Annotated in this window: 15 protein-coding genes; 9 read left to right on the forward strand and 6 right to left on the reverse strand. The window is 62.8% G+C overall.

Annotated elements, in window-relative coordinates; all coding sequences use genetic code 11:
• Positions 1–128 precede the first annotated feature (128 nt).
• From DIE06_RS08345 to DIE06_RS08360, 3 genes are all read right to left on the reverse strand, one after another.
• Positions 129–674 (reverse strand): intradiol ring-cleavage dioxygenase, encoded by a 546-nt coding sequence (locus tag DIE06_RS08345; RefSeq protein ID WP_260433558.1) that lies wholly within the window; start codon positions 672–674, stop codon positions 129–131.
• A 543-nt stretch (positions 675–1,217) separates the two neighbouring features.
• On the reverse strand, positions 1,218–2,156 hold the full coding sequence (locus DIE06_RS08355; protein WP_124660990.1) for a branched-chain amino acid transaminase: 939 nt from the start codon (positions 2,154–2,156) through the stop codon (positions 1,218–1,220).
• Positions 2,153–3,361, reverse strand: coding sequence for a S9 family peptidase (locus DIE06_RS08360; protein ID WP_057928674.1), 1,209 nt, complete (start codon positions 3,359–3,361; stop codon positions 2,153–2,155). Before DIE06_RS08360 ends, DIE06_RS08355 begins: the two co-directional genes overlap by 4 nt.
• A gap of 241 nt (positions 3,362–3,602) precedes the next feature.
• Here DIE06_RS08360 and DIE06_RS08365 point away from each other — a divergent pair, with 241 nt between their 5' ends.
• From DIE06_RS08365 to DIE06_RS08395, 7 genes are all read left to right on the forward strand, one after another.
• Complete coding sequence (locus tag DIE06_RS08365; RefSeq protein WP_185733369.1) at positions 3,603–4,844, forward strand: ABC transporter substrate-binding protein; 1,242 nt, start codon at positions 3,603–3,605, stop codon at positions 4,842–4,844.
• Between the two features lie 21 nt (positions 4,845–4,865).
• Positions 4,866–5,726 carry a branched-chain amino acid ABC transporter permease gene (locus DIE06_RS08370; RefSeq protein ID WP_124660991.1) on the forward strand — a complete coding sequence of 287 codons (861 nt, stop codon included), beginning with the start codon at positions 4,866–4,868 and terminating at the stop codon, positions 5,724–5,726.
• Positions 5,723–6,652, forward strand: a complete 930-nt coding sequence (locus DIE06_RS08375) for a branched-chain amino acid ABC transporter permease (RefSeq protein WP_260433559.1) — start codon at positions 5,723–5,725, stop codon at positions 6,650–6,652. Before DIE06_RS08370 ends, DIE06_RS08375 begins: the two co-directional genes overlap by 4 nt.
• The gene (locus DIE06_RS08380) at positions 6,649–7,455 is read left to right on the forward strand and encodes an ABC transporter ATP-binding protein (RefSeq protein ID WP_124660992.1); all 807 of its coding nucleotides are present in this window, start codon (positions 6,649–6,651) and stop codon (positions 7,453–7,455) included. Before DIE06_RS08375 ends, DIE06_RS08380 begins: the two co-directional genes overlap by 4 nt.
• Positions 7,445–8,209, forward strand: a complete 765-nt coding sequence (locus tag DIE06_RS08385; protein WP_124660993.1) for an ABC transporter ATP-binding protein — start codon at positions 7,445–7,447, stop codon at positions 8,207–8,209. Before DIE06_RS08380 ends, DIE06_RS08385 begins: the two co-directional genes overlap by 11 nt.
• A 69-nt stretch (positions 8,210–8,278) precedes the next feature.
• Positions 8,279–9,484 (forward strand): porin, encoded by a 1,206-nt coding sequence (locus DIE06_RS08390; protein ID WP_124660994.1) that lies wholly within the window; start codon positions 8,279–8,281, stop codon positions 9,482–9,484.
• Between the two features lie 77 nt (positions 9,485–9,561).
• The gene (locus DIE06_RS08395) at positions 9,562–10,341 is read left to right on the forward strand and encodes an inositol monophosphatase family protein (RefSeq protein WP_260433560.1); all 780 of its coding nucleotides are present in this window, start codon (positions 9,562–9,564) and stop codon (positions 10,339–10,341) included.
• A 317-nt stretch (positions 10,342–10,658) separates the two neighbouring features.
• On the opposite strand, the gene DIE06_RS08400 is transcribed toward DIE06_RS08395, so the two are convergent.
• Positions 10,659–11,132: an Lrp/AsnC family transcriptional regulator gene (locus DIE06_RS08400; protein WP_124660996.1), complete on the reverse strand. Its 474-nt coding sequence runs from the start codon at positions 11,130–11,132 to the stop codon at positions 10,659–10,661.
• Between the two features lie 143 nt (positions 11,133–11,275).
• On the opposite strand from DIE06_RS08400, the gene DIE06_RS08405 reads away from it, so the two are divergent.
• Together DIE06_RS08405 and DIE06_RS08410 are read left to right on the forward strand one after the other, a co-directional pair.
• Complete coding sequence (locus DIE06_RS08405) at positions 11,276–14,827, forward strand: indolepyruvate ferredoxin oxidoreductase family protein (protein WP_260433561.1); 3,552 nt, start codon at positions 11,276–11,278, stop codon at positions 14,825–14,827.
• A gap of 228 nt (positions 14,828–15,055) precedes the next feature.
• Entirely contained in the window at positions 15,056–15,829 is a 774-nt protein-coding gene (locus DIE06_RS08410) for a GntR family transcriptional regulator (RefSeq protein ID WP_124660997.1), read from the forward strand.
• 77 nt (positions 15,830–15,906) lie between these two features.
• Here the strand turns inward: DIE06_RS08410 and DIE06_RS08415 are convergent, their stop codons facing one another.
• Together DIE06_RS08415 and DIE06_RS08420 are read right to left on the reverse strand one after the other, a co-directional pair.
• Positions 15,907–16,431, reverse strand: coding sequence for a gamma carbonic anhydrase family protein (locus DIE06_RS08415; protein ID WP_124660998.1), 525 nt, complete (start codon positions 16,429–16,431; stop codon positions 15,907–15,909).
• Between the two features lie 2 nt (positions 16,432–16,433).
• On the reverse strand, positions 16,434–18,239 hold the full coding sequence (locus tag DIE06_RS08420; RefSeq protein WP_124660999.1) for a hydantoinase B/oxoprolinase family protein: 1,806 nt from the start codon (positions 18,237–18,239) through the stop codon (positions 16,434–16,436).
• Between the last annotated feature and the right edge of the window lie 4 nt (positions 18,240–18,243).

Below are 18,243 nucleotides of genomic sequence, written 5' to 3' on the forward strand. Positions count from 1 at the left end.
AGCCTGGTGTGCATGTCGGCGATCCGGCCCACATGACCGACGTTAGCAAGTCGGGGCCGTAGCGCGTTCGCTCGACGCGGCTCCGGGCAGCCACCACGGCAGCGCCGCCGCCGTCAGGAAGAATTGCGCTACGTGAGCGCGAGCACGAAATCGAACCGGGCCGCCTTTTGCTCGCCGTGATCGTCGATCGTCATCAGCAGCCGGCGATCGAACAGGAAATCGTGAGCGTTACGCGGCTCCCCGGGGAAGTACAGTTGAGTGGTGAGGATCGGTCCGTTCGGTGGCCGCACCGTCACGTGGAAATGTCGCGTGCGCCCCGGGTATAGACCCGGCACGATGGTCTCGAGGCGGTAGCGTCCCTCGCGGTCGGCGAATTGGTGGCCGCGCAGCCGGAACCCCTCGACGTCATACTCCCCTGCGTCATTGGCGTGCCAGAAATCGAGCAAAGCCCCGGACACCGCCGTGCATCGTGTCGACAGCACCCGCCCGGTCAGCACGATCTTCGTTCCATTGATCCCGGGTTCGAGCAGCGTTGCCCGTTGCGGCGATTGTGGCAGGAAGAACGGGCCTGCCGTCTGCCGCGGCGTCGGTTCGTGATCGTCGGTGCACGCGGGCGTAGCGGAAACCGTGCCGGCCCGGCCATGGTTGACATTGCCGAGGGCCAACAGCAGCAACGCGGACGGCACTACACCCGACCTGCGAAGAAAATCGCGCCGTCCCCGGCTCACACTTCGTGTCCTCATCGCGGAGGCTCCTTGCTTCCCGCTCGATCGTCACGCTGCGCGGTGCGCGCAGTGGAGCCGACGAGCGGCCGTGCGGACGCCGTCACGGTGACCGGAGCCTGCACCCGTGCCAACCATGGTAAGCCGAAACTTCAGGTCAGGTGAGCCTTCAGGGGCACAGCCGGTGAATGATCTGTCGTCGTAATGGAGGCGGATCTCTCCCGGCGTACCGCTGCGCGCTTGTCTGCTTTAACCGTTCAACCGCACAGCATCGCCCTCGATCCTCGAGATGTCGCAGCGTGTTTCTGACGTCGGGTATTACCCGTCCTGCCACCGATCTGCCGCGCAGCGCGCGCATGTTCGCCGCGCGTGCATTGACGATTTCCGCGTGGCATCAAGAGCGGCTTGTCGGACGGCCGGTAGTTGAGCGGGTGCGTCGAAGAACGGCATACGCCCGACGGCGGGATAGCCCGTCGGGCGTATCATGAAGCGCAGTCAGACCCTTGTCAGCCAGCGGGCGTACCGTGAATCCCTTCCGGTAACGATGTCGAAATACGCCGCCTGGAGTATCGCCGTTATCGCTCCGCGACCGCCGGTACCGATGGTCCGATTGTCCAGCTCGCGAATCGGCGTGACCTCCGCCGCCGTTCCGGTGAAGAAAGCTTCATCGGCCGTGTACACTTCGTCGCGCGTGATGCGTTTCTCGATGACCGGTATCCCGAGGTCGCGTGCCAAAGTAATGATGGTGTTGCGCGTAATGCCGTCGAGGCACGAGGCAAGGTCAGGCGTGAAGAGCGTCCCGCCATTGACGATGAAGAAGTTCTCGCCCGAGCCTTCTGACACGTACCCGTCCACGTCGAGCAAGAGCGCCTCGTCGTAACCGTCTGTCAACGCTTCCTGATTCGCCAGGATCGAGTTCACGTACCACCCCGAGGCTTTCGCACGAACCATCGAAACATTGACGTGATGGCGCGTGAACGACGAAGTCTTGACGCGAATGCCTTTTTCGAGACCGTCCGCGCCCAGATACGCGCCCCAAGGCCACGCGGCGATGGCGACATGGATGGTGTTGGCCTTCGCCGCGATGCCGAGCTTTTCCGAGCCGATCCAGATGAGCGGGCGCAGATAGCACGATTGGAGGTCATTCGCGCGGACCACCTCCCGCTGCGCGGCCGCAAGCGTTTCGGCATCGAAGGGCACATTCATCTGAAAGATCTTCGCGGAGTTCAGCAAGCGCTGCGTGTGTTCCGTGAGCCGGAATATCGCCGCGCCGTCTGGACCGTCGTATGCGCGCACGCCCTCGAACACCCCCATGCCGTAATGCAGCGTGTGGGTCAGCACATGAATCCGGGCGTCCCGCCACTCGACCAGCTTGCCGTCCAGCCATATTTTTCCGTCGCGGTCGTCGATTGCTGCCGTGGTTTTGCTGTTCATGGATTCCACCACGTCGGCTGGCCCGTTCCGTCGACGTATTCGCCACCTTTGGTAATGAACGTTCGCACCTCGTGGCCATGCTGGAATCGGCCGGCAAGGGCTGCGCCGAGCCAGTCGAGCGACGCGTTGATCCACTCGTCCGATTGCGGTCCGATCGGGTGAAACTCGTGCTGGTAAATCCACAGCTCCTTGGGACCTTGCAGCCGGTCATAGACGTCGATGGTTGCATCGATCGTCGTCAGTTCGTCGTTCTCGCCGGTGACGATCAAATAAGGCACCTTGACCTTCGGCGCCAGGTCGTCCAGCAGCATCTTCCTGGACAGGTCCTGGATTACCGAAGGGTCGGTGATGCCGGTCATGAACATCAGACCCGCCATGAAGCTCGGTTGCGCCTGGTTCAGCAGGACGTACTTGTCTCCGAGGTTCGACATGTTCGCCGCAATCGCCGCGATGCGCGGCTCGACCGCGGCCGCGCGCGTCGCCCACCACGAACCCATGCTCGATCCCATGATGACGATGCGTGAGGGGTCGATGGCAGGGTGGCTGGACAGCCAGTCGATGACCGTGCTGATGGCGCGGTCGTAATTGTCGAGCGTCATCTTCAAGCCCTTGGTCAGGCTTTCGCCTTGGCCGGGGCCATCGAGTGAGAAGCCGGCCCAGCCACGCGGCAGGATGCGCTGCTCGATCACCTTGTGCCAGTCTTCCTTGAACATGTCCATGCCCGGCAGCATGATCACGCAGGGCACGCTTGCGGCGCCGGCCGGCGTCTCGAGAATGCCGTGAAGATGCTTGCCTTCGAATGGCAGCGCAATCCGTTCGATGGGGTGGGCAGCCAGTTCGATGACCTTCTCGAAAGACTGCACGACCTTGTTCAGGTAACGCGTGCGTCGCGGGTCATCGGCAAGCACCGAATAATGCGTGCGCGCGTAAAGGAGCGTCGCGCGTTCATACATGCGCTTCGCTGTCGACGCGAAGCCGCGCTGCTCCCAGTGCCTGGCGCGCTGCTCGATTTCCCTGGCCGCCGCACTCCAGCATGCCGGCAACATCGAGCCGGCCTTGACTGGCGCGAAGACACGCTTGATGTCCGTCGAGTCGTAGCCGATCTGCTCGAAAAGCGCACCCGCGTCCGGGTGCAGCACGTCCAATCCGCCTACCGAAAGAAACGCATCCAACACCCAGCGTTGGCCCTTGCGCATCGTATCCATGATTCCCTTTCTCCGTTTTTTGAAACTACACGGACCAGCATACATTCGTGATCTGAGATCACACAAGGAGAAAATAAGAGCGCTGCGCTTGGCCATACTGGCAAAAAAGCGCCGAATTACCGCGGATTGCCGGGTTCGCTGGATCTTAGGTGTAAACGCCAGTTGCGATCTGTGATCACAAAAATGACAGTGTTCGAAACTTTCAACAACGACCCGTCGAAGGGTCATCCGGAGGTCTTCAATGCTGTCTCGAAAGCTTATGGCGCTATGCGTCGCGGGGCTGGCGGCAACGCTTGGCTCGGCCGCGCAGGCCGCGGATCCCGCCCCAATCAAGGTTGGTCTCATGACCGTCAAGACAGGCGTGGCGGCAGGCATCGGCACGCAGATGCAGGACGGTTTCGAGTATTTGCTCAGGGAGCGCGGCGGCAAACTGGCCGGGCGTGCAGTGGAGCTTGTCGTGGTCGACACGGCTGCGTCTCCGGTCACGGCGAAGGCAAAGTTTCTCCAGCTTACGGAGCGCGACCACGTGGACGTGGTGGTTGGGCCGCTGGCGACATTCGAGGCCGTCGCGATCCGTGACGACGTCGCCCGCGCAGGCGTGCCGCTCATCTTGAGTTCGGCCGCGGCAGAGGACCTGACCCAGCGCAAGGCCGACCCCTGGATGGTGCGCAGTTCCAGTTCATCGGCACAGGCGACCCAGCCATTCGGCGTCTACGTCGCGAAGACCCTCAAATACAAGCGGGTTGCCGTGGTGGCGGAGGATCTCTCGTTCTCGCAAGAGACCGTGGCCGGTTTCCAGCGCAGCTACGAAGAAGCTGGCGGCAAGGTGGTCCAGAAGCTGTGGCCGCCGTTCAATTCCAGCGATTTCGCAACAGTCATTGCGCAGATCAAGCCGGACGTCGATGCGGTATTCATCAACTTCTCGGGCGCAAATGCCACGCGATTCCTCAAGCAGTACGCCGATTTCGGGCTCAAGCAGAAGATTCCGCTGATCGCGGGGATGAATACGGTCGACGAGTCGTTGCTCGACAAAATGGGCGATGAAGCGATCGGTATCGTGTCCGCCGGCTGGTATAGCGCGGCAATCGAGACAGCGGACAACACGCGTTATGTGAACGGCTTCCGCAAGGCCTACGGAAGCACCCCGGGCTTTTACGCGACGGGAGGATACAGCGCCGGGCTGATTCTCGAGCAGGCGCTCAAGTCCATGGGCGATCAACCCGTCAGTGGCAAGGCGCTCGCCACCGCACTCCATGCGGTGAAGCTCGACGCGTCCCCGCGCGGCCCGTTGAAGCTGGACAGTTACGGCAACCCGATCGTCACCGTCTATATCCGCCAGATCAAGCGCGTGGACGGGAGGCTCGTGAACGCAGTGCTTCAGCGCTATCCGGACGTGAGCCAGTTCTGGACCTACGAACCGAAAGCGTTTCTGGCGAACCCGGTTTACTCACGAGATTTTCCGCCGTCGCGGAACGTCGAGTAACGGGCGATCAAGGAATTCATCATGTCACTCCTCGCAACGCAAGCGCTGAATGGGCTGACCTTCGCCGCGCTACTGTTTTTGATGGCGTCCGGCTTCACGCTCATCTTCGGGTTGATGCGCATTCCCAACATGGCGCATGGCGGCTTCTTCATGTTGGGCTCCTACATCTCGGTGACGTTGCTGTCGTGTCGCCTGCCTTTCGCCGCGGCAGCGATCATGGCCGGACTGGGCGTGGGGGCGATCGGGGCCCTCATCGAGCGAACGGTGCTCGCGAAGATCGCCGGCAACGAACTGGCCCAGGTGCTCGCCACACTCGGTATCGCGTTCGTCATTTCGGACGGTTGCCGGGTGCTCTGGGGCGGCATGCCTCTCGAGGTGGCTGCGCCCCAGTGGCTGTCAGGCACGATCCGCCTGGGCAACTGGGCGTTCCCGCTCTACCGGCTCGCGGTGATCGCGCTCGCAATCGTCATCGCAATCGGGCTCGATGTGTCGCTGACCCGCACAGTGCTCGGCGCCCGGGTTCGCGCAGCAGTCGAGGACAGGACGATGGCGCGGGCATCGGGCATCCGCGTCAACCGGCTGTTCGCGACGAGCTTTTTCGTCGGGGCCGCGCTGGTTGGATTCGCGGGCGTGGTGGGGGCACCCATCCTGTCCGTGTATCCGGGGTTGGACATGGAAGTGCTGCCGCTGGTGCTGATCGTCGTCGTGCTCGGCGGAACCGGAAGCATCGGCGGCGCGCTTCTGGGCAGCGTCGTGACTGGCCTCGTGTACAGCTTTGGGCAGGCCTGGTTGCCCGAGCTCTCCTATGTCCTTCTGTTCGTGCCGATGATCCTCGTTCTCGCGGTGCGTCCGGAAGGGCTGTTCGGGAGGGCCGTATCGTGAAATCCAGGACATTCGCTTCACTGGCTGGTGCGCTGTTGCTGCTCGTGCCTGTCGCCATCCGTTCGCCGTTCTATCTCGACCTGCTCGTGCAGATGATGATTGCAGGCCTCATTGCCAGCAGTCTGAACCTGTTGCTCGGGCTCGGCGGTCTCCTGTCGTTTGCGCAGACCGCACTTGCCGGCACCGTCAGTTATATGGCCGCTTTGGGATGTGTCATGGGCGGGCTTTCGCCGTGGCTGGCTGCGCTGGGTGCAGTGGCCGCGGGGCTGTTGCTGTCCGTCGCGATCGGTGCGCTGGCCTTGCGCGCGACCGGCCTGAACATCGGAATGATCACGCTCGCGCTGGCGCAGGTCATGTGGGGGCTCGCGCTGCACTGGAGCGGAGTCACCGGAGGAGAAAACGGTATCAGTGGTATTCCGCGGCCGTCCTTGCCGGTCGGGTCTGCTGCTGAACCTGTCGTGTGGTACGAGTGCGTGAGCGTGCTGTTCCTGGTGCTGGTCGTTGCGCTGCATCGCTTCATGCACTCGTCGCTGGGCATCAGTCTGGCCGCGGTGCGCTCGCAGCCCAAGCGCATGTCCGCGCTTGGGTTCGACATCTGGACGATCCGCATGTGCGCGTTTGCAATCGCGGGTCTCGTTGCGTCGCTCGCCGGGGTCTTGTACGTCTTTCACCAGCAGTTCATCAGCCCTCACGCGCTCGCCCTCGGCGAGACGGCGGAAACCCTGCTCATGGTGATCGTCGGCGGTCCTGCCACGCTTCTCGGGCCCCTTGCGGGCGCGGTGATCGTGGTGTTGTTTCGTGTCGTCGTCAGCAGCTACTTCGATCACTGGCCGGTGCTGCTCGGCGTGCTGTTCGTGGCGGTCGTCGTGTTGCTCCCCGAGGGCGTGGTGCCCGGCATGTGTCGTGTCACGAGGAGGTTGCGATGAGCGAAGCCGGTCTTTCGTCGGCGCTGTCGACGCCCACGTCCGGCGGCGTTTCCGGCAAGCACGCGCAACAGCCCGTGATCAGCGCATGCGGTCTGGGCATCCAGTTCGGCGGCTTGAAGGTCGTCGACGGCGTGGACCTGTCCATCGCCAGCGGCGAGCGTCGTTTGCTGCTGGGCCCGAATGGCGCGGGCAAGACGACACTGTTCAATCTGATTGCCGGCGACCTGCGCGCCACCGCGGGCACTATCAAGCTCTTTGGCGAGGATGTGACCGCCGAGCCGACGACGAGCAGGGCACGCCTGGGCCTGGCGCGTACCTATCAAATCATCACGCTGTTCCGTGAGGCGACCTTGCTCCGCAACGTCCAGCTCGCGCTGACCGCGGGCACGCGTCGACGCTGGAATCCGTGGCGGTCGTTCGATGACGCGTCGCTTGCGAGTCGGGCCCATCACGTGCTCGCCCAGGTCGAGCTGGACACCAAGGCGCACGCTGTCGTCGCCAATTGCTCTTATGGCGAGATGCGACGACTCGAAATCGCGCTTGCACTGGCTCAGTCACCGCGCATCCTGCTGCTCGATGAGCCGCTCGCAGGCTTGTCGGGCCCGGAGCGCAAACGAGTGGGCGAATTGCTGCATGCGCTGCCGCGTGAGCTCACGATCGTGATGATCGAACACGATATGGATGTCGCGCTGGCCTATGCCGGCACGGTGACCGTGTTGCAAGGCGGGCGGGTTGTCGTGGACGGCGAAAAGCAGGCCGTGCTGGACGATCCACGGACGCAGGAGATCTACCTTGGCCACTAACGACACGCTCGCGCTCGAGCTATCGGGCGTCACGGCCGGCTACGACCGCAGCGAAATTCTTCAGGACGTGTCCCTCGCGGTGCGGCTCGGCAGCGTACTCGCGCTGCTGGGGCGCAACGGCGCGGGCAAGACGACCTGTATCAACGCCATCGCCGGAATGCTCCGGTCGTACAGCGGCGCCGTGCGGGTATTCGGCGAATCGGTCGCGGCGTTGCCTGTTGAAGAAGTCATTCGCAGGGGCATCGCCATCGTGCCGCAAGGAAGGCGGATTTTTTCGCTGCTCACGGTCAGGGAGAACCTCGCGATCGTTCAGCCGGCCGTGGCGCCGTGTGCCGGCAGGCAATGGCGAATCGACGACGTCATCGCGCTCTTCCCGCGGCTGGGCGAGCGTCTCGGACAGCGGGCCGGGACGATGTCCGGAGGTGAACAGCAAATGCTGGCGATAGGACGGGCCCTGATGGCATGCCCTCGCGTGCTGCTGTTGGACGAACCCTCGGAGGGGCTGTCGCCGCAGATGATCGGCGAGGTGGCGCGAATCATCGGGAAGCTCCGGGACGACGGCCTGTCGATCTTGCTCGTCGAGCAGAACAGCCGTCTCGCACTCTCCGTCGCAGATGATGCCGCGCTTCTCTCGAGCGGCAAGGTCGTCTTCGCCGGTACTGCGGCGGAGTTGACCAATCACGCGCGCTTGATGGACGTCCATCTCGGCGTGCACCTCTCTGCGAACACGGATCAGAAGAATCAAACGAAGTGAACAAAACGATTCGGGCGGCGTTTTCCAGGTGCCGCCCAACCCGATCAACCACGTTTGGAGAATGCGGAAATGGCAGCAAGAACTGTAGATGGCCGGAAGGGAAGGCATACCCGGAAGATTGCGCGAGCCGCAGCGATTTCGGCGGGACTCGTCGGCCTGACATGCGCACCGGTTGGCGTCGCTTACGCGCAATCGAGCGTGACGCTCTATGGCGTCATGGACGTTGGCCTGCAATACAGGACGGCGGCCGGAGTCAGTAACGGCAAAGCGGCCAGCGCCGTCCTGCTCGCGTCCGGCAACGAATTGACGAGTCGCTGGGGCCTGCTTGGATTCGAGGACATTGGTGGTGGCTACAAAGCCACCTTCAAGATCGAGAGCGGTTTTAGTCCGACGACCGGCAACGGGAATTTTGCGGTGCCGTTCCCCAACGACACGAACGCGCTGTTCGACCGCGGGGCCGTTATCGGCGTGGTAGCACCTTGGGGCAAGGTCTTGATGGGCCGCAACTGGTCGCCTTTCTTCGACGGCATTTCCGCAGGGGACGCGACGGGTTTCATGAACTTCGGCTCGCTCGCCAACGCAGTGTTCCAGAACTCGTCGAACGTGAACCCGAAGCTCGGCCTGGCCGGCATCGCATCCGGGGCGAACAGCCCCGTGAACGGTGGGCTGCTGTACACGTGGGTCAACAACTCCGTGAAATACATGCTGCCTGACAATACGTATGGCCTGAGCGGCGGCGTTCTTTATTCGTTCGGCGGTACCGCCGGTAGCTTCGCAAACAAGCAGACCTGGTCTGCTAACCTCAACTGGACCAACGGCACACTCGGCTTGACGTCCGCATACTTCGATGCAAGAGATCCGACCGGCGCGACGAGCAACCCGTGGCTGCGCGCGCTCTCGGTCGGTGTGTCTTACGTAATCGGTCCCGTCAAGACGGGCTTCGATTTTGCCAAGTTCCGGAATCCGACAACCGGCGCGAACCAGAACTACTACTATCTTGGCGCGGCCTGGCAGGCATCTCCGTTTTTGCGCGCGACGGCCGACTGGATGTATCTGCAAGATCTGCAGAACAGCGCGGCGGGCGCGCAACTGTTCAAGGTGGGTGCGCAATATTCGTTATCGAAGCGCACGACCCTGTACACGGACATCGCTTACTCGATGAACAAGGTGCAGGGCATGCTCGGCGCTGGCAGCGACACGATCCTACTGTCGAGCCCGGCCACGATCGGACACAATCAGATCGCGATTACCGCGGGCATCCGGACGTTGTTTTAAGACGTCGTATTTCGAAGGCGCCTCGTGAGGGCGTCTTCTTTCTCCCTTTACATCCGGACCAGATATACGCGATGGACATGGATATTGTTCTGCAGGCGATCGACTCGCTCGCCGACGAGGCGCGGGCCATTGCCGGCAGGTATTTCGGCGAGCCGCCGTCGATCGAGCAGAAAGCGGACAGGACACCTGTGACACAGGCAGATCGGGATATTGAAATGGCGCTCACCGCCGCGATATCGCGCCGTTTTCCCAAGCACGACATCATCGGCGAGGAGTACGGCGAGCAGTCGGCAGCCGGCGCGCCGCCATCCACGGACCGCTTCACGTGGATTATCGATCCGGTGGACGGCACGGGGAGCTTTGCCATCGGCAGCCCACTTTTCGGTACGCTCATCGGGGTGTTGCGCAATGGTGAGCCGTGGGTCGGGGCGATCGAAATGCCCATCCTGAAAGCGCGCTGGATCGGCTCGTCTGCAGGAACCGTTCTGAATGGACGCAAGGTTTCGAGCAGCAGCTGTGACAATCTTGCCAAAGCCAGGCTGTGCACCACGTCGCCTGACATCTTTGATCGGCGGGCCCGCAAGGCGTTCGAGCGTGTTGCCAAGCAAGTCGCGTTGCGTCGCTACGGCGGAGACTGTCACAACTACGCACTCTTGGCCATAGGTCGAGTGGATCTGGTTATTGAATCTGGTCTGCAGCCCTATGACTACCTTCCATTGGTCCCCGTTGTCGAAGCGGCGGGAGGGGTCATCACTGATTGGGACGGGCGCCCGCTCAGGCGTCACTCGGATGGGCGCGTCATCGCATCTGCAAACAAGACTTTGCACGGTCATGCACTGGCGCTACTCAGCGCATAGCCGAATGGTGACGAACCGATACATTATCGCTGCGTTTCGCGAGCAAAAGAGTGGAGTGGCTGGGCCTGCCGCGTCCGCCACGCCGACGCTTGGCGTAGTCGATGCTTCGTCACGTTCAGTGATCGCACAACTGCCGATGCGAAAAGGCGCGCATTCCATCGCGATTGATGGCGCGTCGCACCAGATCTACGTGCCATTTGCAGGGAGTGGCACGGGGTCGTTTTCTTCGAATGGCATTGCGGTCTTTTCAACCCGATAGCAATCACGCTTTTCCGGTGTCCGACCACGGCGCTCGAAGTATGGGCCATTCAGGCCCATCACTCGTCGCGGATGCGAACAGGTAGTGCTGTCTTGTATTCGACACGGCGAAGCGCGACAGACGTGTGGATGTCGCGCACGCCGTCAATCTTCGTGAGCTTGGTCATCACGAAGCGCTCGATACCTGCAATGTCGCCAGCGACGACACGAAGCATGTAGTCGAAGGCGCCCGTCATCAGGTAACACTCCATCACCTCCTCAAAGTTCGCGATCGCGCGCTCAAACGCTGCGAGCCGGACTTCACTCTTCTTTTCAATCGCGACCGAAACGTATGCATTGACCGGAAATCCGGCCTTTTCCTGATCGAGGAGCGTCACATATTGCGTGATGACGCCGGCCTCTTCAAGGAGCCGGACGCGACGGTAATACGGAGAAAGCGACAGACCGAGCGATTCCGCAAGATCGGTTGCTTTCGTATGGGCATCGCGTTGCAGGGCGTGCAGGATGCTGACATCGTTGCGATCGAATTTCATTGGCCAACTTTCCCTATAAGGCGGGTATATCCGGCTGATATTGCTAAATTTCAGCAATTCGATGGTCGAGTTTGACACAAATCACCGCTATCGGCTACCTAAAATGACTCGCATTCCACCTATCACAGCAGCGGAGACAGGCAATGAACATGCGAGCAGTCGAGGTCGAGCGCCAACTCGACATGGAGTACCGTCTTGAGGATCGTTACCGGAGGGAAAACGGTGCCGTTTTCCTGACCGGGACCCAGGCGCTTGTGCGAATCCTGCTTGAACAGGCGCGTAGCGATCGCGCAGCGGGGATCAACACCGGCGGGCTGGTGTCGGGCTATCGCGGTTCACCACTGGGTGGATTCGATCAGGAACTGTGGCGTCAGAAGAAACTGCTCGCGGAACACGCCATCCGCTTCGAACCGGGCCTCAATGAAGACCTGGGCGCGACCATGCTGTGGGGGGCCCAACAGGTCGACGCGTTCCCGGGCAAGCGCGTCGAAGGCGTCTTCTCGATGTGGTACGGCAAAGGCCCGGGCGTTGACCGCACCGGGGACGTCTTTCGCAACGCCAACATCCTCGGCACGTCGCGGCATGGCGGTGTGCTGGCGGTCGCCGGCGACGACCACGCCGCGCAATCGTCGATGTTCCCGCACCAGACGGACCATGTCTTCGAAGGTGCGATGATGCCGATTCTCTTTCCGGCGTCCGTCGAGGAATACGTCGAGTTCGGTTTGACAGGCTACGCCATGTCGCGTTTTTCGGGCCTTTGGGTTGCGTTCAAGGCGATTACCGAAACGGTCGAAAGCGGCCGCTCGATGACCGTGCACGGACATCGAGCACACACGGCGTCTCGTTTCAGGTTGCCCTCGGACATCGAGGTTCCGGCTGGCCGAGGGTTCAACTACGACCCGAATCTTCGTTGGCCAGCCGAACGTAGCGAACTCGAGCGACGCGTGCTCGATGAGCGTTTGCCCGCCGCGCTCGGATTTTTCCGGGCGAATCCGCTCGATCGCGCACTGGTACGCCCGCAAGGTGCGCGCGTGGGCATTGTCACCGTCGGCAAGGCGCACGGCGATGTGCTGACCGCCTTGAACCTCCTCGGGCTCTCGCCGACGGAGCTGGCACGCCTTGGCATCGGCATCTACAAGATAGGCATGATCTGGCCGCTCGAGGCAGACGGCTTGCGCGCATTTGCACGCGGCATGCAGGCACTGATCGTGATCGAGGAGAAGCGCTCGTTTGTCGAGCGGCAGATCAAGGACGCGCTGTTCAATGTGCGCGCTGATGAACGTCCTGCGGTGTTCGGCAAGGACCTCGGGGAAGCGGGTCCACTGTTGCCCGCAGCGATGGAATTCGCACCTGAGCAGATCGCGGCTGCGCTGCGGCGATTCTTTGTGCACACCCACGTCGAGCTGACAGCGGCAGCCCCGGCTACCGCGACTGTTCGAAGCGGCGGCGCGCGCGTCATTCCGCTTGCGATCAGCAAGGATGCGGAACCGCTCACCCGCAAGCCGTTTTTCTGCGCCGGGTGTCCCCACAATTCGTCGACTCGATTGCCGGACGGCTCGTACGCCGCGGCTGGCATCGGGTGTCACATCATGGCGCTGGGTGATGCAGGCGACACCGCGACCTTTTGCCAGATGGGCGGGGAGGGTGTCCAGTGGGTCGGGATGTCGACGTTCATGGACATCCCGCACATGTTCGTCAATCTTGGTGACGGGACATACCAGCATTCGGGGAGCCTTGCGATTCGCCAGTCGGTTGCGGCGAAGTCGAACGTTACCTACAAGATTCTGTTCAACGACGCGGTGGCGATGACGGGAGGGCAGCCGGCCGAAGGCAGCCTGACCGTCCGGCGCGTGGTAGATCAGGTGGTCGCCGAGGGGGTGGCCAAGGTGGTCGTGGTGACGGACGAACCGGAAAAATATGAAGGCCAATCGCGGTTGCCGGCGAACGTGGAGGTGCAGCATCGGGACGCGCTCGACGCGCTCCAGCGAACCCTGCGCGCAGCCACGGGCGTTTCCGTCATCGTCTATGACCAAACCTGCGCTGCCGAAAAGCGTCGTCGCCGCAAGCGTGGAACGCTGATCGATCCGCCGCAGCGCGTCGTGATCAACCCCGCTGTATGCGAAGGCTGCGGCGATTGCTCCACGCAATCGAATTGCATTGCGATCGAACCGCTCGAAACGGAGCTCGGCCGCAAGCGCGCGATCAATCAGTCGACCTGCAACAAGGACACGTCGTGCCTCAAGGGATTCTGCCCGAGCTTCGTCACGGTTGAAGGACTGCAACCCAAACGTCCGGACGAAAAGCGCATCGGCGCGATCGAAGCCGAATGGCGCCAGAGACTTCCTGCGCCAGCGCCTGTGCCGGAGGCCATGCGGAGCCACGCCAGCATTGTCGTCACGGGTATCGGCGGAACGGGGGTCGTCACGATCGGCGCCATTCTCGCCATGGCCGCGCATCTGGAAGGCAAGGGGGCGTCCACACTGGACTTCACCGGTCTTGCACAGAAGAACGGGGCGGTGATCAGTCACGTACAGATCGCGAGCAGCCGGACCGGGATCCTCACATCCCGGATTGGCGCGCATGCCGCGGATGTTCTGCTTGGCTGCGACGCGGTCGTCGCGGCGTCCGCCGGCGCGCTCTCACGCGTGGCTTCCGGCGTGACGCGGGCGGTCGTGAACGAACGCATTACGCCGACTTCGGACTTCGTCCGTGATGGCGACCTGCCGGTCAGCAAGGCAATTCATCAGGTCGCGATCGACAGCGCGACCAGCGGTGCTCCGTCATTTTTCTGGGATGGCTCCGGCGCGGCCGAGACACTTTTTGGCGACGCAATTGCATCGAACATGATGATGGTGGGCTATGCGTACCAACTGGGACTGATTCCGCTCTCGGAAGGCGCAATCCGACGGGCCATCGAATTGAACGGCACCGCCGTCGAGATGAATGCGCGCGCGTTCTTTTGGGGACGCTTGATGGCGCACGATGCCAGTGTGATCGAGCAGGTATCCAGCACGCTGGCGAGCGAATCGGAGGCGTTCATCTGGGACCGCTTCGTGGCCGATCGCGTGCGCGACCTCGAGCGTTACCAGAACGCCGCCTATGGTCGTCGATACCAGGCGCTTGTCGACAGCGTGCAGCAAGCGGAGCGCCGCGTGGCGGGCGCCGCTGGAGCATTGACGGAAGCTGTCGCCCGCAGCTACTTCAAGGTCCTCGCCTATAAGGACGAGTATGAAGTGGCGCGGCTTCATACCGATGGCATCTTCCGTTCCTATCTGTCCGCCGCGTTCGAAGGTGGCAGCAAGAAGACCTATTACATGGCGCCGCCGCTGCTCACGCGACGCTCGCCCCACACCGGACGCAGAACCAAGATCGCTTTGCGCGCCGCGTGGCTCGATCCGATTCTGCGCGTGCTCAAGTACGGCAAGGTGCTGCGGGGCACACCGCTTGACCCGTTTGGCCGCCAGATTGACCGGGTGATCGAACGCAAGATGATCGGCGAATTCGAGGAAGACGTCAGCCTGGTGCTTCAAAGCCTCGCGCCCCGGACACTCGAGACGGCCATCGCGTTGCTGCAGGTGCCGGCATCGATTCGTGGCTTTGGCGCGATCAAGGAGCGCAATTACGAGAACAGCCGTCCGGTGCGTCGGCTGTATCGATCAATGTTGGAGTCGACCGGCCGCCAGCTGCTTGCGTAAATGAATCCGCGCATGGCGGCGCAAGGGGCAGCGCGCCGCCGGGCAAGTTGCGTCGCCACGGATCGACCGGCTTGCGACGCTGCCGCGGAGGCGGCCCTGCTCCTGCGCCGCAAACGGCCGCTCAACTCCATGTGATCACAAAATCAGGTAAGATCAGGCGTCGCGCGAGCCGCCTGATTGTCTTTTGACGGCAGTCATGCGTGATTGAAGATCACTAATGGAGCACATATGGACAGTCTGATTACCGACAAGGAGAAGCCGCCTGCGTCGAATGAAGACGACCAGCCTGCAGTATCAAAACTGAGCAACGTCGCGCTGCGCGAGCGCGTCTACGACGAGTTGGCCAATGCACTGCGTGCGGGGCGCTTCGCTCCGGCAACGATGGTGACCATCCGTGGCCTTGCAGAAATGCTGGGTACCAGCACCATGCCGGTTCGCGAAGCCGTCAGCAGGCTCGTGACGGAGCGCGCGCTGGAAATGTTGCCGAACCGCACCCTGCGCGTGCCGATCATCTCGTCAGACAAGCTCGATGAACTGATCGACATACGCGCCAACGTGGAGGGCCATGCGGCCGCGCTTGCCGCGCAACGGATGTCCCCTGCGGAGTTCTCGCGGATCAAGGCGGCCAACGAAGCGTACGGTCACGCGCTGGACGCGGGCGACATGGTCGCCGCCGTGGCAGCGAACGAGCAGCTTCATTTCGCCATCTATCGTGCCGCCCGGTCGGAACTCCTGCTGTCGATCATTGAAACGTTGTGGCTCCAGAGTGGCCCCTACCTGGCGGCGGTCATGAAAGGGATGAGCGTCGCCGCGGACTCGTTGCATGACCGTGGTGTGATGCACCACTTCAACATCCTGGCGGCCCTGGCAAAGCGGGACCCGGATGCCGCCAATTCCGCAGTGCAGGCCGATATCCGCGATGCCGCGGAGTGGTACAAGCGCCAACTCTTCGTCGAGGGCGCGCTTGAGCCCGTACTGGCCAAGTCGCGCAAACGCAAGTAGATCCCGCCGTCGGACTTGCGAACCGCGGCGGGAGGTGGAGCAAGCCGGCGCTGAATGGCGCCGGCCGTCATCAGGTATCAGGCAAGCGGCACGGCCGGCGCCGACAAGTAATCCGCCGAGGTGCGTACATATTCCTCCGCGGCCCATGCCAGCTGCTTGACTTCATCCTCCGTCAGCATTCTGACGATCTTGCCGGGTGACCCCATGACGAGCGCCCGCTCAGGAATGACCTTTCCCGGCGCAATGAGCGCGTTCGCGCCGATCAGCGCCTGTTTGCCGATCACGGCGCCATCAAGCACGGTCGCCCCGATCCCGATGAGCGCGCCGTCTTCCACCGTGCAGCCATGCAGCTTCGCCGCATGGCCAATGGTCACGCCCCGACCAATATCGACGGGAAACCCCGGATCGGCGTGGATGATGACTCCGTCCTGCACATTGCTGGCCGCGCCGATGCGAATCGCCGCGACGTCGCCGCGCAGGACCGCCCCGAACCAGACCGACGCTTTCTCTTCGACCCGGACGGCGCCGACGAGGATCGCATTCGGCGCCACGAAGCATGCCGCGCCGACTGTCGGTGCGACGCCCTGATAAGTCAGCATCATTGTCATGCCCCGGTGGAAGCGGCGATCGATTCGGGCGCGGCGGCGCGCAATGCGGCCGTTGCTCCGGCATCCACCTTGCCGGCGGGCGTGAGGACCACCTGAAAGATGGCTCGGGCTCGTTCGCGCGACAGGTAGCCCTCCGCCACGTCGTGGCGAACTCGCTCAGGATCGCGGGATTCGGGGCGCCCGTAACCGCCGCCGCCACACGAATACGAAAGGACCGTCTCTCCATCCGCCAAGTGAAGCATGGCGCCACCGGGAAGCTCGACGAGCTCGCCGGAGTCAAGCCGCTTGAACTGCTTGGAGCGCGCGCCCGACAGGCCACCTCGCACGCCCCTGGGGCCATTGATCGTGCCATCGCTGACGTAGCCGACTTCCATGTCGCAACCGACCGGGCCGAATTCGACGTACATGCTGCGAGCGCCGTTGTAGCGGCCCGAGCCCTCGCTATCCTGCACGAAGCTGCGGGTCCGGACGAGAAGCGGGTGGCGCATTTCATCGAGTTCGACGCTGTCCTGAAAGCACAGGCCCGCATTCCCGACGTGCCCGATGGTCTGCCACGCATCCGCGCGCGGTCCGGCGGCGCCGCCGGTGAAGCCGAGGAAGAGCTGGTTGATGAAGCGGTGGCCCGTCGCCGGGTCGATACCCGAGATGACGCCGATGGCTGGTGGAATCACGGCGCCACATTCCGCGAGACCCGCGCCGTCGTCCATTTCAGCCATTGCCGTCTGCACCGAATTGGCGACACGGTCGGCCATGTTGGTGGTCGCCACCGAGCATGACGTCGGATGCAGCGGGATGCCCACGACGCAGTTTTCGCGCAACAGGATGTCGATGCGCCGGAACGACCCGGCGTTCTTCGGAACGGTGTGCTCGACACTGTTGAATATGCCGACCATTGCCGCCGTGCGTGCGGTCGCTTCGCTCAGATTCAGCCCGCAGGGCAGGCAGTCCGGGTTGTCGCGCAAGTCGACCTGTATGCGACCCTTCTCGGCGTCCACCACCACGGCGGCCTGGATCGTAACGCCTTCCGAAGGCATGCCGGGGAACAGTGCGTCGTGCGTGCTGGAGCGGGTCGCCCGTCCCGAGGCGAGCTTGCTGATCGCGCCGATCATACGTTGCTCGGAATAGTCGAGGTAGTCGCGCGCGTAGTCGTCCAGCGCGTCCCAGCCGATTTCCCGAGCGAGATTCATCAGTTCGCGCTCGCCGATGCGGGCCGCGCCCATCATCGCCAGATAGTCGCCCCACCATTGTTCAGGCACGCGAATCCGCATCTTGCACATGCGCACGATGTCGTCGATGTTCCTGTAATTCTCTTGCACCTTCACGGCCGGGAAAATCAGTGCGCCTTCGTGATATACGTCGCGCGCGGACCCCATGTACGTGGTCGGCTCGGAATTGCCGCAGTCCGCCTGGTGGGCCTTCGCGACAACCGTGAAGCGATGCACGCCGTCGTCGTCCATCACGGGCACGAGAATCGTGTGGTCCGCAGCGTGCGAGCAGCCGTGGTACGGCGAATTGTGCAGATATGCATCGCCGCGGCGCAGTTCCGGATGGAATGACTTCATCGAGGCGGCCATCATGTCCGGGCCGCACAGCACGTGGATGGGCAGGCTTTCCGCTGCCGCCAGCAACTGGCAGTCGGCGGTCACGATGCAGCACGAGAAGTCGCGCGCGATGTTCAACACGCCCGAGCGGCCGCTGCGTAGAAGGGTGTTGGCCATCTTGCGGGCGACGCCCTCCAGGCGATTGGTCAGCAGCGCGAGCTGGACGCCATCGGTAGTCGGTCGTTGGTTCGCTTGGTTCATGTGT

The sequence above is a fragment of the Burkholderia sp. Bp8998 genome (assembly GCF_003854235.1).
Classification (GTDB): domain Bacteria; phylum Pseudomonadota; class Gammaproteobacteria; order Burkholderiales; family Burkholderiaceae; genus Burkholderia.